The 14455-nt window shown below is 71.1% G+C and carries 13 protein-coding genes; 4 read left to right on the top strand and 9 right to left on the bottom strand.

The window, feature by feature from the left end; translation table 11 throughout:
* Positions 1-58 precede the first annotated feature (58 nt).
* From ABEE00_RS00005 to ABEE00_RS00030, 6 genes are all read right to left on the bottom strand, one after another.
* Positions 59-1528, bottom strand: coding sequence for a site-specific integrase (locus ABEE00_RS00005; RefSeq protein ID WP_345743036.1), 1470 nt, complete (start codon positions 1526-1528; stop codon positions 59-61).
* A gap of 72 nt (positions 1529-1600) precedes the next feature.
* Complete coding sequence (locus tag ABEE00_RS00010) at positions 1601-3013, bottom strand: ATP-binding protein (RefSeq protein ID WP_345743037.1); 1413 nt, start codon at positions 3011-3013, stop codon at positions 1601-1603.
* A gap of 116 nt (positions 3014-3129) precedes the next feature.
* Complete coding sequence (locus ABEE00_RS00015; protein WP_345743038.1) at positions 3130-4716, bottom strand: SCO6880 family protein; 1587 nt, start codon at positions 4714-4716, stop codon at positions 3130-3132.
* Complete coding sequence (locus tag ABEE00_RS00020) at positions 4713-6080, bottom strand: hypothetical protein (protein WP_345743039.1); 1368 nt, start codon at positions 6078-6080, stop codon at positions 4713-4715. The genes ABEE00_RS00015 and ABEE00_RS00020 overlap by 4 nt, the downstream gene beginning before the upstream one ends.
* Entirely contained in the window at positions 6070-6930 is an 861-nt protein-coding gene (locus ABEE00_RS00025; RefSeq protein ID WP_345743040.1) for a DUF8175 domain-containg protein, read from the bottom strand. Before ABEE00_RS00025 ends, ABEE00_RS00020 begins: the two co-directional genes overlap by 11 nt.
* Before the next feature lie 373 nt (positions 6931-7303).
* On the bottom strand, positions 7304-7900 hold the full coding sequence (locus ABEE00_RS00030; RefSeq protein WP_345743041.1) for a hypothetical protein: 597 nt from the start codon (positions 7898-7900) through the stop codon (positions 7304-7306).
* Positions 7901-8076: 176 nt separating this feature from the next.
* Here ABEE00_RS00030 and ABEE00_RS00035 point away from each other — a divergent pair, with 176 nt between their 5' ends.
* From ABEE00_RS00035 to ABEE00_RS00045, 3 genes are all read left to right on the top strand, one after another.
* On the top strand, positions 8077-8673 hold the full coding sequence (locus ABEE00_RS00035) for a hypothetical protein (RefSeq protein ID WP_345743042.1): 597 nt from the start codon (positions 8077-8079) through the stop codon (positions 8671-8673).
* 732 nt (positions 8674-9405) lie between these two features.
* Entirely contained in the window at positions 9406-10023 is a 618-nt protein-coding gene (locus ABEE00_RS00040; protein WP_345743043.1) for a GNAT family N-acetyltransferase, read from the top strand.
* Positions 10024-10347: 324 nt separating this feature from the next.
* Positions 10348-10881, top strand: a complete 534-nt coding sequence (locus ABEE00_RS00045; protein WP_345743512.1) for a sugar O-acetyltransferase — start codon at positions 10348-10350, stop codon at positions 10879-10881.
* A gap of 138 nt (positions 10882-11019) precedes the next feature.
* Here ABEE00_RS00045 and ABEE00_RS00050 read toward each other — a convergent pair whose 3' ends face one another.
* The 3 genes from ABEE00_RS00050 to ABEE00_RS00060 all read right to left on the bottom strand — a co-directional run bounded on the left by ABEE00_RS00050 (position 11020) and on the right by ABEE00_RS00060 (position 13010).
* Positions 11020-11832 (bottom strand): maleylpyruvate isomerase N-terminal domain-containing protein, encoded by an 813-nt coding sequence (locus ABEE00_RS00050; RefSeq protein WP_345743044.1) that lies wholly within the window; start codon positions 11830-11832, stop codon positions 11020-11022.
* 99 nt (positions 11833-11931) lie between these two features.
* Positions 11932-12600 carry an O-methyltransferase gene (locus ABEE00_RS00055; RefSeq protein ID WP_345743045.1) on the bottom strand — a complete coding sequence of 223 codons (669 nt, stop codon included), beginning with the start codon at positions 12598-12600 and terminating at the stop codon, positions 11932-11934.
* 101 nt (positions 12601-12701) lie between these two features.
* On the bottom strand, positions 12702-13010 hold the full coding sequence (locus ABEE00_RS00060) for a hypothetical protein (protein WP_345743046.1): 309 nt from the start codon (positions 13008-13010) through the stop codon (positions 12702-12704).
* A gap of 370 nt (positions 13011-13380) precedes the next feature.
* Here ABEE00_RS00060 and ABEE00_RS00065 point away from each other — a divergent pair, with 370 nt between their 5' ends.
* Positions 13381-14319 (top strand): C40 family peptidase, encoded by a 939-nt coding sequence (locus tag ABEE00_RS00065; RefSeq protein WP_345743513.1) that lies wholly within the window; start codon positions 13381-13383, stop codon positions 14317-14319.
* Positions 14320-14455 lie beyond the last annotated feature (136 nt).

Consider the following 14455-nt stretch of genomic DNA (forward strand, 5'->3'; position numbering starts at 1 on the left):
GGGTGTCCGGGCCGGAGCTTTTTTGCGTTTCAGGGACCCCGGTAATGCCGGTAATTCCTCAGCTCTTCGGGTCGAGGGCGAGGACCGTGGTGAGTGGTGGGTCGAGCCGACCGGCGGATGACCGTGCGGCCACGCGGCGGCCGTGCTCGACCACGCTTTGGGCGAGGGCGTTGAGGATCGGCATGACCTCGGGATCCTCTCCCACTACGTAGAGCGTTCCCGTCTCGTCGATGAAGGATTCCAACGCGATGCGGTCCGCGCGGCCTCCCGTACAGGCATTGCGCACATGGAGCTGGGAGAGCGGCGCGAGGGCGCGGTGGATCAACTCGACCGCGGAGCGGCGGCGTTCGGGGTGTCCGGTGAGGACGGCCTCGAGCTCTCCCGCGGCGCCCGGTGCCGCCTTGGTGTGGGTGCGGAGGGTCTGCACGGGGTCGCCCGGCGCGCTTTTGCTGAGGCTCCAGCGGTGCACCTCGCGGAACGGTCTGTTGTCCAGCGCCGCGGCGTGCAGCCAGCACCTCAGGAGCGTGACGGCGGCGGTGTGGGTCTCCCCGTCGATGGGGCGCGGGGAGCGGAGCGGTTCGAGCATCGCTTCGGCGCGGGCCGCGGCGATGTGCCGGTCCTCGCAGCCGTGGTGCGGGGACCAGCGGAGCCGTGCCGGGGTGTCGCAGAGGTGAGTGGGGTCGAAGACGTGGACCGGGCCCAACTTGGCGCGGGCGTCCTTCGTTTCGGCCCAGAGCGCGGTGTCGGCCGTGACGACCAGCGCGGCTCCCGGGGCCTCCGCGATGCGGGTGCGGGCGTCCGCCTCGGGTTCTGGTTCTGGCGCGAACTCGGGCGACGGGGAGGGCTGAGGGGCGGGGACCGCGCCGAGGTAGGCCGTACCCGTAGGTGGCTCACCTGTAGGTGACTCCGCCGGCGTCTCCGCGCGCTCTCCCTTGAGAGCCAAGCCCTTAGGGGGCTCGGGGGCTTCGGGCGCCAGGGGCGTCTGAGGCGCCTCAGACGCCTGTGCAGCCCCGACTTCCCCGCCCGCACCCCTAGGGGACTCCCGACGCTCCCCACGCCCCTTAAGGGGATCCTCAGCCGGCGTGTGCGCTCTGCGGGCCGCCCGTACCGCCCTCGCCCGGGTGAAGGTGCTCAGGGCGAACACGGCCAGGACCGTGAGCACCAGGAGCTGGCTTATGAAGATGCCCCAGAACAGTCCGTAGCCCGGCGGCAGTTGGGATGCCGGGGTGCCGGGCCACGCGCCGGCCAGGTCGTGCGGCTGGGTCACCAGCGCGCGCATGGCCAGCGGGGTCTGCTGGAAGGTGACGCCCGTGGGCCAGGAGCCGCGGCTGAGGAGGCCGGAGATCCCGGTCGCCGTCCAGGTCAGCACGGTCAGGCCCAACAGGAGGGCGAGGACCGCGAGGAGGAGCCCGTCGGGCACGCCGCCGCGCGGGCCGCGCGCGTTCTTGGGCCCGCTTCCGTCACGTACGCGTCCGCCTCGTACACGGTCGTCGCGTACTCGCTCGTGTTCGTACTCGTCGTAGGACATCGGCACCGTCATTGAACCGGGCCGGTACGCCACCGGCAAGCACCGACAGGGGAGTTGGCCGCGAGACGCGCCCTAGGCGACGGTGGAGGAGCCTCCGCCGTGTTCCGCCGCCAGGGCCCGGGACTCCGCCTCGCGTTCCAGGTCTGCCTGGAGTTCCTCGTCGAGGCCGGCGGGGTCGGAGGACTCGGTCATCGCGCGGTCGGTGAAGACCAGCGGGCGTTCGGCCTCGCTGACCAGGTGCTTCACCACCTGAACGTTGCCGTTGACGTCCCAGACGGCGATGCCGGGGGAGAGGGTCGGGATGATCTCGACGGCCCAGCGGGGCAGGCCGAGCACCTTGCCCGTTGCTCTGGCCTCGTCGGCCTTCTGCGCGTAAATGGTCCGCGTGGAGGCCATCTTGAGGATCGCGGCCGCCTCCTTGGCCGCGGCGCCGTCGACCACATCGGACAGATGGTGCACGACCGCGACGAAGGAGAGTCCGAGCCGGCGCCCGAACTTGAGCAGCCGCTGGAAGAGTTGGGCCACGAAGGGGCTGTTGATGATGTGCCACGCCTCTTCCACGAGGAAGATGCGCTTCTTGCGGTCCGGCCTGATCCAGGTGTGCTCCAGCCAGACGCCGACGATCGCCATCAGGATCGGCATCGCGATGGAGTTCCGGTCGATGTGCGAGAGGTCGAAGACGATCAGTGGCGCGTCGAGGTCGATGCCGACCGTGGTCGGACCGTCGAACATGCCGCGCAGGTCGCCGTCCACCAGCCGGTCGAGCACCAGCGCCACGTCCAGGCCCCAGGCGCGCACGTCGTCCAGCGGGACGTTCATGGCCTCGGCCGACTCGGGCTTGGGGTGCCGGAGCCGTTCCACGATGTCGGTGAGCACGGGCTGACGGTCGGCGATGGTGGCGTTCACGTACGCGTGCGCCACCTTCAGGGCGAAGCCCGAGCGCTCGTCCAGGCCGTGCCCGAGCGCGACCTCGATGATCGTGCGGAGCAGCGCGAGCTGGCCGGTCGTGGTGATCGCCGGGTCCAGCGGGTTGAGGCGGATGCCCTGGTCGAGCGCGGCGGTGGGGTCGAGGCGGATCGGGGTTATGCCCATCTGCTCGGCGATCAGATTCCACTCGCCGACGCCGTCCTCGCCCTGCGCGTCGAGCACGACCACCTGGCGGTCGCGGAAGCGGAGCTGGCGCAGGACGTACGTCTTCTCCAGCGCGGACTTGCCGTTGCCGGATTCACCCAGCACCAGCCAGTGCGGCGCGGGGAGTTGCTGGCCGTAGAGCTGGAAGGGGTCGTAGATGTAGCCCTTTCCGCTGTAGACCTCGCGGCCGATGATCACGCCCGAATCGCCCAGCCCTGGCGCGGCGGTGGGCAGGTAGACGGCCTGTGCCTGGCCGGTCGAGGTGCGTACCGGCAGCCTCGTGGTCTCCGTCTTCCCGAACAGGAAGCTGGTGAACGCCTCGGTGAGGGCGGTGAGCGGATCGTGCGCGGCCATGGCCGTCTACCTCCGGATTCCGGTTGCGAACGGCACTGTTCCTGGTCGGAGCGTTCCTGGTCGGGGCCTCCGGGGCGGCGTGCCGGGGCGCTCGTCGGCGTACACCTCGTACCCCCTCAGCGTCGGATGCCGGTCGCGAACGGAAGCGTGTTGACGAACGCCCGGTGATGTTCCCTGTCGCACCACTCCAGCTTCAAGTAGCTCTTGCCTGCCGAAGCGCGGATGGTGCGCTTGTCACGTGCCAGGGACTCGGGGGAGCGGGACGAAACCGTGATGTAGCCCACCAGGTTGACGCCGGCCGCACCGCTCGCGAGGTCCTCGCCGCGCTGGTCCACGCGCCCCTGCGCCGCCACGTCGCGGGGGTCCACGGTGCGGTTCATCTTGGCCGAACGGGACGCCTCGGCGTCGTCGTTGGTCTTCTCGGTGAGCATCCGCTCGATGGCCAGCTCGGTGGGCTCCAGGTCCATCGCCACGGCGACCGTACGGATGACGTCGGGGGTGTGGACGAGGAGCGGGGCGAGGAAGTTCACGCCCACCGGGGTCATCGGCCACTCCTTCACCCAGGCCGTGGCGTGGCACCAGGGGGCGCGCGTGCTCGACTCGCGGGTCTTGGCCTGGAGGTAGGTCGCCTCGGTGGCGTCCAGCTCGGCGGGCCAGGCGTTCCGCTTGGACATCGCCTGGATGTGGTCGATGGGGTGGTCCGGGTCGTACATCGAGTGCACCAGTGAGGCCAGGCGCGCCTGTCCCAGTGGCTGCCGCACCCGGATGTCGGCCTCGGCCAACCGTGCGCAGATGTCGGTCAGTTCGCGGGCCATGATGATCGCCAGGCCCTCGTCCTTGGTCAGCTTGCGACCGGCGGACTTGCGTGCGGCCTTGGCGATCGTGGCGCCCTCGGTGGCCAGCTCGCGGCCGTAGTGCATGCAGGCGACCAGGTACGCGCGGTGCTGCTCGCTGGACGTGGACACCATCGACTGGAGCTGGTCATAGGACTTGCGCAACCAGTCTGCCGAGCTGCTGTCGCCGCGCTGCTCCACGTCCTTGGCGTGCGCGTCGGGGTCGGCCGGGAGGGTGCGGGCCAGCATCTGGAGGCGGGTGACGAATCCGTCGCCGTTGGCCACGTGCTTGAGCAGCGTGCCGAAGCGGTCGACCAGGGCCTCCTGGTCCTCGCTGTCGCGCAGGCCGACGCCCGGGCCCTCGATCTCGATCGCGGCGGTCACCGTGCGCCGGTCGGCGTGCAGCAGGACGGCCAGCTCGTCGGGGCCGAAGGGCGCGGACAGCCAGTTGATGCGGCCGACGCCGGGCGGCGGGCCGATCTCCACCTCGCGCCCGTCGATGCGGGTGCCGGCCTCGACGGCCTGGGAGCGGTAGCGCGCAGCGGCGCCGCCGCGGCGGCGGACCATTCTCTTGTAGGAGCGGTTGATTTCGAACCACCTGTAGAAAGTGCGGCCCTTGTACGGCACGTACACCGCGGCGAGCGCGATGATCGGGAATCCGACGAGGGCGGGGATACGGAACGACAGCACCGGGATGAGCAGGCCGCTCATCATGCCGAGGAACGCGCCGAAGACGATCAGCACGATCTCGCCGGTCTCCCGGTTCTTGCCGACGATCGCGTTGGGGCGCGCCCTGCCGATCATGTACGTGCGCCGGGGCGCCGGAGCGAGCGCCTGGGTCGCCCCGCCGCCGTGGGTCTGCGTGGTCATGAACGGTTACCTCCGCCGCGGTTGCCGCCGTTGCTCCCGCCGCCGGAGCCCGAGCCCCCGCCACGACCCTGACCGTGACCCGTACGGGACGCGGGGGCCGGGGCCCCTGACGGGGGCGCCTGCCGGGGCCCGGGGGCGCCGCCGCCCCCGCCACCCTGAGAGCCTCCGCCGCCTCCCGTACGGGTGCCGTGCGCGGCCATTCCGCCGGCGACCTGTCCCGCGCCGGGCTTGGCGTCGCCGCCGCCACCGCCGCCGCCTCCGCCCTGCGCGCCGCGGCCGCTGTGGGTGTTGATGCCCTGGCGTACGAGGGCGGCGGGGGAGGAGACCACGGCGGCCGCGGAGCGGGAGGCCGGGTCGCGGCTGGCGTTGCGCTGGCTGACGATCTCGTCGCCGAAGCCCGGCACGAAGCGGTAGATCATCGCGCTGGCGAAGATGGCCAGCAGGATGATGGCGAGCCCCGAGACGATCGCCGAGAAGGAGTTGGCGCCCTTGCTGCCGGAGAGGGCGCCCGCGAGTCCGAGGACGATCACGATCACCGGCTTGACCAGGATGACCGCGACCATGATCCCGGCCCAGCGGCGTACGTGGCCCCACATGTTCTTGTCCACCAGGCCCGCGTACACCGCGGTGCCGAGCAGGGCGCCGACGTACAACAGGGCCGCCCGTACGACGAGTTCGAGGTAGAGCACGCCGGCCGCGAGGACGGAGACCAGCGAGACCACGATCAGCATGATCGGGCCGCCGCCGATGTTCTCGCCCTTCTTCAGGGCCTCGGAGAAGTTGCCGAAGAACTGGTCCGTTTTCGCCGATGTGCCGGAGGCGACCACGTCCGTCACCGCGTCGGTCGCCGACACGACCGTGTGCAGGATCAGCGGGGTGAAGGCCGAGGCGATCACGCACAGCCACAGGAAGCCGACGGCCTCCGTGATGGCCTCGACCAGGGGTACGCCGCGGATGGCGCGCTTGGCGACCGCGAGTAGCCAGATGGTCAGCGTGAGGATGGTGGACGCCGCGAAGACCACGGCGTACTGGCGGAGGAACTCCGGGTTGGTGAAGTCGACCTTGGTGGTCGAGTTGACCAGGTCGGAGAGCTTGTCGACGGTCCAGGCCGCGGCCTTGGCGCAGCCGCGGGCGAGGGAGGAGAGGGGGTCCAGGGCCGAGGTGGGGTCGGAGCCGCCGGCGTCGGAGCTGCTGCCGCCGCCGCCCTTGTTGCCGCGTTCGCAGTACTCCTTGGCGGGGCCGCGGATCAGGTCGCAGTTGTCCTCGGGCGCCGCGGTCGCGCGCGAGGCGAGCAGCAGCACGGCTGCCTGGATACCCGCCACGAAGCCGCCGACCGTGAGGGCGCGTTGGCGCTCAGCGGGCATAGGTGAACCCTCCGTAACCCTCTACTGCGCCGGCCATCTCATCGGCCGGCGACGCCTTTTGATCCTTGCCCACCGGAGCGGGTCCGTCCTTCTGCTGGAAGTCGGTCACCTTCCAGCCGCCGTCGACCCACGACAGGTCGAAGGTGTTCGTGTACCAGCTTTCCGTGACCGGGTTCGTGGAGCCCTCGCCCGCGATGCCGAAGAGCGAGGAGTACCAGACGGAGACCTTGGCGCTGGAGTCGCTGTACTTCTCGACCTTGCTGCCCACCGGGTTCGTACGGGAGATGAACGTGGCGCCGTGCGGCGCCGTGCCGTCGGCCTTGAGGCCGATTCTCTTGAGGAAGCCCGGGTCCGAATACACCGTGTCGAGCTCGGCCTTGCTCTTGGAGCGCACGCTCGGCGCGTACACGGCCTCGACGATCTTCTGGCGTTCGGGGCCCCGGTACATGCCGTCGCCGCCCAGCGCCACCGCGTAGTTCGCCGCCGCGCTCTGCGCGCCCTTCTCGCTGTGCGGGAACCCCGAGGGGACCTTGCCGTCGGTGTTCTCGACCGGCTTGTCGCCGCTGGGGGCCGTGGGCTGGGCCTGCGGGTTCTTGGCGGCGTCGTCCGTACCGCCGCCGCCACCGCCGCGGTTCGCGAAGGCGATGGCCGCCATCAGCAGGACCACCACGGCGACGATCGTGACGACGCTGCGCCCCGGACCGCGTGCGGCGCCCGAGGGTCTCGCGGGAGCCCCCTCCCCCTCGGGGAGGCGGGTGCGGGTGGTGAAGCGCGCGGTGCCGCGACCGTACGACGGGCCGTCCTCGCCCGCACGGTCGTGCTCGCCGTACCCGTCGCCGCCGATGCTCATTCCGGGAGTGCCCCCTCGAACTCAACCGCTCAACTGCCGTCCAAGCATTGTCTCCTCACATGACGTTAGCGTTGTCACCGGCTTCGCGGGCCCGGAGTGCAAAGGGTCACGGGGCAGTCTCGGCACTTGATACGCGACATATGCGGAACGCCCTTCCCCCTACATCTCCCGCTACCGCGCGGGCCCGTCCGCGCCCCGCCGCGCGCCCGCCGATTGCGCCCGCAAGGCTCCAACTCGGCACGGTCGTACGGGGGTTGGCGCGGCCCTTAGGGGGCCCCTTCCCCTAGGGGCGCCGAGGGGCTGAGGATCCCTAGGGGTCTTAGGACCCTTAAGGCCCTTAAGGCCCCTAGGGCGCTTACGGCCCCTAGGGCCCCTACGGGGACTCGCGGCGGAAGACCGCCTCGGGGCAGGCGTCGGAGTCCTCCTGCTCGAAGAGGACCGGGTGCGCGCGGGTGCCGCCCAGCATCAGGTACTGCGGCGAGGCCGGCAGGTCGTCGGCCGGGCGCCCCTCGGTGAAGTCCAGCGAGATGTAGGGGTACTGGCGCCCGCCGCCCCCGGCCTTGGCGTCGCCGGATCCGCCCGAGCCGCCGGCGTCCTCTTCGCCGTCCACCGGCGCGGCCCCGTACTCCCAGGAGCCGCTGCCGCTGAACTTCCGCACCTCGCCCGTCTCGCTCTCGCCCACCTCGCCGTCGTCCAGGTCGAAGAGGTCGAACGGCCAGTTGTCGGCCCGTACGTGGGCCCGCCCGGAACCGTCGCGGCCGAGGTGCACCCGCATTCCGTCAGGGCCCGTGTAATGGCCCTCGAACGTCTTGGCGCTCAGCCCCGCCATCCGCGCCTGCGGTCGCGGGCAGTCGCGCGGCGCTGAACCGGCGTACAGCACGGCGGCGCACCCGCCGCAGATGAGGAATCCGGCAGCGGCCAGGAGCAGCAGCCTGCCGGAGCGGGACGTGGGTGCCGGGATCACTGACATCACGCTCCACTTTGGCGCAGAGCAGGGCGGTTGTTGCAGACTTCCCCAACGCGTTGGGGTGATGAAAGTGAGTGATGGAAGGTGTGTGTCGCACGGCACGGCCGGGGCACGGGTGTTGCCCGGTGATCCGCGTCACTAAACTCCCGGCAACGCGGAGACGAGACGGGGATTGAAGCGTGGTAGCGGAGATAGCAACAGGGCCTGCGGCCGAGCAGGTTCGTGACCATGTGCGGTCGGACGAGGAGTTCCTCGGCGCGACCGCCTTCAACATCGCCCCCGGCGTGCCGACCGCACCGCCGGCCAGGGTGCACAGGGCGCGCCCCGAGTACGCCCCCGACGGGCACGGGCGAACGGCCTTCCAGGCCGTGCTGTACGCGGCGGACCGGGTCGAGGACGGCGTGGGACGCGTGGCGTTCGGCAAGGGGCTGCACGGTAGCTGGGACTCGCTTGCCGGGCAGCTGCGCATTCATTTGTTCCACGATGTCGGACATGTCGCGGTGACCAACCGGCGTCTGCTGTTCTTCCACCCGCCGTCGGACGGCGGTTCGGGGCGAAAACGCGGGCGCAAGGGCGGCGGCGCTCCGGTGGAGGCGACGCCCTGCTGGGAGGCGCCGATGGAGCGCGTGGTCGCGGCGCGGCCCAGGCCCAAGGGCGTGCTGCAGCGCGGCCGGTTCGACCTGCTCTTCGCCGACGGCTCCTGGATCGGCCTGGTGGCCAGGCCGCCGGGTCTGCGGGACGGGATGGCGCGGGCCATCCACGGTGCCGCGGGCTGAGGCGGCGGAGAGCCCTGAGAGCGGCTGAGAGCCCTGAGAGTGCCGTGGTGGATCCGCGGCGGCTTCTCGGGGTGCGGTCGGGGTTCCCCGGCCCCTGAGAGGCACTGAGGGGCGCGACGGCCGACCGCGGAAGCCCTTTACGGGATGGAGTGCGCCCCATGTGGGGTGGGGTGCGCCCCGTACGGGGTGACGTATGTCCCTTACGGGGCGGCGTGTGTCCCTTACGGGGCGAGGCGTGCCCCTTACGGGGCGGGGCGTGTCCCTTACGGGGTGAGGCGGCGCTCACGCGGCCCGCGCCACATCCACGTACCCGCCGCATTCGACGCACCCGCGTACCCGCCGTACGCGACGCACCCGCGTACCCGCCGTACTCGACGCACCCGCGTACCCACACCCCGCCACCCCTCTGTCCACACCCCTGTGGAAAAAGTTGTGCCGCCCCGGCGTTTGGGCGCAGGCGCTGAATGGTTCATCATTGCGGGTCGGTCCGGCGCCCGGTGTTGTGCCCGAGTTCTCCGGACCGTCTGCCAGAGCTCATGGCGAACCCTCCCCGGCACGGTCACGTGATGCGGTCACGCGCTGCGCGCGATGCCTCGCGTGCCGGTGTGGCGCGTGAGATGGCGCACCCCCTCGACAATCAACGCCTCGTTTCCCCTTCCTCCCCCTTGAGTTCACTTCGTTCCCTTCATCCGTTTTTTGGCTCCATGGGTGGATTCAGGCACGATGTCCCGTATGCAGATACGGCAGGCGGAGATGGCGGACGCCGGCGGGATGGCGCACGTGTATGTGCGTTCCGGGCGCGCAGCGTTCAGCGGGCGGATGCCGCAGGGGGACCTGGATGCGATGGACCCGCAGGCGGAGCACGTCAGGTGGCATGACTGGCTCGCGCAGGCGGGCTGGCCGGAGAGCGGCGCGCTGGTCGCGGAGAACGAGGACGGGATCGTCGGGTTCGTCGTCCTCGACCGCGCGCCGGAGAGCTCGCACCGCGAGGGGGAGCCCTCGGGCTCGGTCGCGGAGATCGGCAAGCTGTACTCGGTCCCCGAGGTGTGGGGCACCGGCACCGGCAAGCGGCTGATGACCAGCGCGCTCGAGGCGCTGACCGAGGCCGGCTACCGGCAGGCGACGCTCTGGGTGCTGCAGTCCAACGACCGCGCCCGGCGCTTCTACGAGGCCTTCGGCTGGGGCCCCGACGGGGTGGCCAGCGACGACGGCGACCGCGAGGGCTACACCCTCACGCGCCTGCGCTACCGCCGCGTACTCGGCGAACCCGCGACCGGGGCCACTGCCGGGGCCGCTGCCGAGACGGCGTACGAGGGTGCCGCCGCGCCGCTGGCCGCTGTCGCTTCCTGAGCGAACTCCCGCCGTACCTGAGCGAATTCCACACATCCCCGAGTGAACTCCCGCCTTCTTGAGCGGAGTTGTCCGCGAACTTGTCCACAGGCTGTGGATGAAGCGGCTCGGGGATTTCGCATGTCCGGAGGCCCGCGAGGGGCGAGAGGGCCGAGAGGGCCGGCAACCCCGGGAGCCTCCTTGCCGCGCTCCCGCGCAGTGGCGATCATGGCCTGCCGGCCGGCGACAGGACGCCAGGCCCGCGACGGGAGGGAGTCCGGGATGCCGGAGCACGGCGAGGGCGCGGCCCGGCCCGGTGGGCGGCCCGGTGAGCAGAAGGCGCGGATGCTCGCCGGCGAGCCGTACATCGCGGACGACCCGGAGCTCGCGGCGGACGAACTGCGGGCGGAGAAGCTGTACTCGCAGTTCAACGCCGCGGCGCCGGAGGACCGCGAGCTGCGCGACCGGCTGCTGAGGGAGCTGCTCGGCGGGGTCGGCGAGGACGTCGTCGTACGGGCGCCGCTGTACGCGGACTACGGGTACCAGGTCTTCATCGGGCCGCGGACGTTCGTCAACTGGGGCGTGATGCTGGCGGACGTCGCGCGGATCACCATCGGCGCCGACGTGCAGATCGGCCCCAACGTCCAACTCCTCACCCCCACGCACCCGGTGGAGCCCGGGCCGCGCCGCGCCAAGTGGGAGTCGGCCGAGCCGATCACGCTCGGCGACAACGTGTGGCTGGGCGGCGGCGTGATCGTCTGCCCCGGCGTCACCATCGGCGAGAACACGGTGGTCGGCGCGGGCTCCGTGGTCCCCCGCGACCTCCCGCCCGACGTGGTCGCGGTGGGCAACCCGGCCCGGATCGTACGAGAGCTGTGAGGCGTACGAGGGCTGCGAGGCATACGGGGGCTGTGCGGCGTACGAGGCCCGCGGGGCGTGCAGGGGCCGTGAGGCGTACGGGGTCGGTGCGGCGTGCGGGAGTCGTGGGCCGGGCCTGAGCACGGGAGGCGCGGCCGCCTACTCGAAGCTCACGTTGTCCAGCCAGAAGTCCAGCAGGCCCGTATCGCCCAGCACGTCCACCCGCGGACTCGTGGGCGGCAGGCGGCGGAGGAGTACGCGGAGGAGGTCGGTCAGCGGTCCGCGCACGGCGACCGTGGACTTGGCGTGCGCGCGGCGCCAGGAGACGCCGGAGGAGCCGAGTTCGATCACCCACTCCGCCACCAGCGCTTCCGGCGCGTCCGTCGCGTGCAGGTGCAGGGTGTCCCCCGCACGCGATGTGAGGGAGTGCAGCGTGGGCTTGAACTCCCAGGTCAGCGGGCTGCTCACGATCTCCAGCCACTCGTCGAGGCAGTCCGCTGCGACCGCCGGCGCCACCTCGTACTCCACCCCGGCCGCCGCGCACGCGTCCGCGCGGTGCACGACCGTCTCGTGGGTGGCCCGGCGCGCCCAGAAGCCCGCGGTGTGATCCGCCGACCAGGTCCACACGGGCGCCTCGGGGCCGGTGGCGCGCAGCTCGCCGACCAGCAGATCGGCGCTCTCCGCGAACCACGCGTCCAGCGCTTCGGCGCCCGCCTCGTCGCCCGGACCCGAGAAGCCGGGCACGTCCTCGTCGGCCACCTGCTCCTTCGCGCGGGTGCGGACGGTCTCGCCGACCCAGCGGTACGCGCCGCCGAGGTGTCGTACGAGGTCGCCCAGCGTCCAGTCGGGGCAGGTGGGGACCCGTACGGAGAGATCGGCGCCGCGCACGGCTGCGCGGAACAGGCGGGCCTGCTCGGCGAGTTCGGTGCAGTACTCGTCGTGGCTGAGGGTCCCGGGCACGGCCTGGGTCATGGGTGAACGTCCTCCACGGGAGATCGGCTCATTGCACGGTCAGCGCGGTTCGTCCGGAGCGGTGCGACGCGTACGGAGCGGTGCGTGCGGCGCGGGCGGTCAGCGCTTTCTGGCCAGGGTCACGCCGTCGCGGAGCGGGAGCATCACCGACTCGACGCGCTCGTCGGCCGTGATCGTGTCGTTGACGCGGCGGATCGCGACGTCCGAGGCGTCCTGGGCCCCGGGATCCACCACGCGGCCGTGGCGCAGGACGTTGTCCAAAACGATCAGGCCGCCGGGGCGCATGCGGGGCACGAGTTCCTCGTAATAGACCGGATAGCCCTGCTTGTCGGCGTCGACGAAGGCGAGGTCGATGCCCGCGCCGGCCTCGCCGCCCGCGTCCTGTGCGTACGGGAGCGAGCGGAGGGTCTGGTCGGCGGGGGCGAGGCGCAGTTCGATGCGGTCGGCGACGCCGGCGCGCTGCCAGAACTCGCGCGCGACGGACGTCCACTCCTCCGAGACGTCGCAGGCCAGGAGCCGTCCGCCGGGCGCGAGTCCGCGCGCGATGCAGATCGACGAATACCCGGTGAACACCCCGATCTCCACCGCGAATCGGGCGCCCACCAGGCGCGTCAGCATGCTGAGGAAGGCGCCCTCGTCGTGTGTGACCTGCATGTTCGTACCGGGCATCCGGCGCTGGGTCTCCTCGGCGAGATCGCGCAGGACCTCGTCGGCCGGAGTGGTGTGCGCCAGCAGGTAGTCGCCGAGGGCGGGATTCACGATCTCCATCGGGCGGCGCTCCTCGCGATCACGTGGGGTGATCCGGTGTGAGATGGGGGACACGTCCGGTTCGTGCGCCGCCACCCTAACCGCGGGTGCCGCCCCGGCCGCTAGACCGCCATGCCGTAGACGATCGTGAAGAGCGTGCCGAGCGAGCCGATGATGAAGACGCCCGTCAGGCCCGCGACGATCAGACCCTTGCCCTGCTCGGCGCTGAAGGTGTCGCGCAGCGCGGTCGCGCCGATGCGCTGCTTGGCCGCGCCCCAGATGGCGATGCCCAGGCAGATCAGGATCGCGACGGCCATGACGACCTCGACCATCACGCGCGCCTCGTTGCCGAGCTGCCCGAAGGGTCCCCAGTCGGGCGCGATCCCCCCGATGATGGTGGTGATGTCGCCCTTGTCGGCGGCCAGGAACATGGTGAACTCACCGCCCCATGTCGGATGTTGAGAGTTGCCCTGTGCCCGCGCCGCACGTCGTGCGGCGCGCTGCTGGGGATTCTGTCATGACGGGCTCCGGTTCGGGGACGAACCACCGCGGGGCGGTAGAGGGTTGCACCATCGTTTCTCCCAAGGCCACTGTGACTACGGCCGGTTACGGGCGGGTGTGGACCTGTACGGGGCGCCCGTGCCTCTCGCGATGCGCCCCCTGACCCTGAGATGTGCCTCGGGGTACCCCTGGAACTTCCCGGAACTGTGACCGAAGACGCGGCGAACGGTCCCCGGATGGGGGAAGGTTGGGGACGTGCGGAAGTACTGGATCGCGGGTGGCGTCGGAGTGGGCCTGGTCATGGCCTTCCTCGCGCTGCTCGTCATGGGCACGTACATGGTGGCCGGGAGCATGCTCGGCGGGGCGACCGGCGGCGCGGTCGGGCTGGCCAAGGGCGCGGTCCCCGCCGCGTATCAGCCACTGGTGCAGAAGTGGGGCAATCTGTGCCCCGCGCTCAATCCGGCGCTGCTCGCCGCGCAGATCTATCAGGAGAGCGGCTGGAAGCCGGACGCGCAGAGCGCCGCGCAGGCGCAGGGCATAGCGCAGTTCATCCCCGGCACCTGGGCCACCCACGGCATAGACGGCAACAACGACGGCCGCAAGGACGTCTGGGACCCCAACGACGCGATCCCCTCGGCCGCTTCGTACGACTGCAAGCTCGCCTCGTACGTGAAGGACGCCCCCGGCGACCCCTCGGAGAACATGCTCGCGGCCTACAACGCGGGCGCCTACAGGGTGATTCAGTACAACGGCGTGCCGCCCTTCTCCGAGACGCAGAACTACGTCTCGACCATCCGCAAGATGGAGAAGAGCTTCGCGTCGACCAAGACCCGCGTCGACCCCTCGCGGCAGGGCGCCGGGGCGATCTACTACGCGCAGAAGAAGCTCGGCACCCCCTATCTCTGGGGCGGAAACGGCACGCCGGAGCAGGGCGGGCGCTTCGACTGCTCGGGGCTCACGCTCGCGGCGTACCGCAGCGTCGGGATCAAGCTGCCACGCGTGGCGAACGACCAGTACAACACCGGTCCGCACCCCAAGCGGAGCGAGCTGATGCCCGGCGACCTGGTCTTCTTCGGCACGGATCTGAACGACCCGCGCTCCATCGACCACGTCGGGATCTACGTCGGCGGCGGGTACATGATCGACGCCCCGCGCACAGGGGCCAAGATCCGCTTCGACCCGATCGACACCGCGAAGTACTTCGGGGCCACCCGGCCCACGGCGGGGCAGGGGGCCTGAGTCGCCGCGCTCCGGTCCGTTCCTGGCGCATAAGCGCAGCGTAAGAGGCTGCCCGCTTCGGGGAGTTGGGTCACCTTCCGATAACGTCCGGGTGATCGTTCCGTAAGAACGGAACGCTTCCCGCGCCGTCCGGCGT

It is taken from the genome of Streptomyces odontomachicola, from assembly GCF_039605595.1.
Taxonomy (GTDB): domain Bacteria; phylum Actinomycetota; class Actinomycetes; order Streptomycetales; family Streptomycetaceae; genus Streptomyces.

Bases quoted from the DNA above. Each gene is read 5' to 3' on its own strand.
- ABEE00_RS00055 (WP_345743045.1), bottom strand. From the start codon at position 12,600: ATGGAGATCGTGAATCCCGCCCTCGGCGACTACCTGCTGGCGCACACC.
- ABEE00_RS00015 (WP_345743038.1), bottom strand. From the start codon at position 4,716: ATGACCACGCAGACCCACGGCGGCGGGGCGACCCAGGCGCTCGCTCCG.
- ABEE00_RS00065 (WP_345743513.1), top strand. From the start codon at position 13,381: ATGGCCTTCCTCGCGCTGCTCGTCATGGGCACGTACATGGTGGCCGGG.
- ABEE00_RS00005 (WP_345743036.1), bottom strand. From the start codon at position 1,528: ATGTCCTACGACGAGTACGAACACGAGCGAGTACGCGACGACCGTGTA.
- ABEE00_RS00010 (WP_345743037.1), bottom strand. From the start codon at position 3,013: ATGGCCGCGCACGATCCGCTCACCGCCCTCACCGAGGCGTTCACCAGC.
- ABEE00_RS00020 (WP_345743039.1), bottom strand. From the start codon at position 6,080: ATGCCCGCTGAGCGCCAACGCGCCCTCACGGTCGGCGGCTTCGTGGCG.
- ABEE00_RS00040 (WP_345743043.1), top strand. From the start codon at position 9,406: ATGCAGATACGGCAGGCGGAGATGGCGGACGCCGGCGGGATGGCGCAC.
- ABEE00_RS00045 (WP_345743512.1), top strand. From the start codon at position 10,348: ATGCTCGCCGGCGAGCCGTACATCGCGGACGACCCGGAGCTCGCGGCG.
- ABEE00_RS00025 (WP_345743040.1), bottom strand. From the start codon at position 6,930: ATGAGCATCGGCGGCGACGGGTACGGCGAGCACGACCGTGCGGGCGAG.
- ABEE00_RS00030 (WP_345743041.1), bottom strand. From the start codon at position 7,900: ATGTCAGTGATCCCGGCACCCACGTCCCGCTCCGGCAGGCTGCTGCTC.
- ABEE00_RS00060 (WP_345743046.1), bottom strand. From the start codon at position 13,010: ATGTTCCTGGCCGCCGACAAGGGCGACATCACCACCATCATCGGGGGG.
- ABEE00_RS00050 (WP_345743044.1), bottom strand. From the start codon at position 11,832: ATGACCCAGGCCGTGCCCGGGACCCTCAGCCACGACGAGTACTGCACC.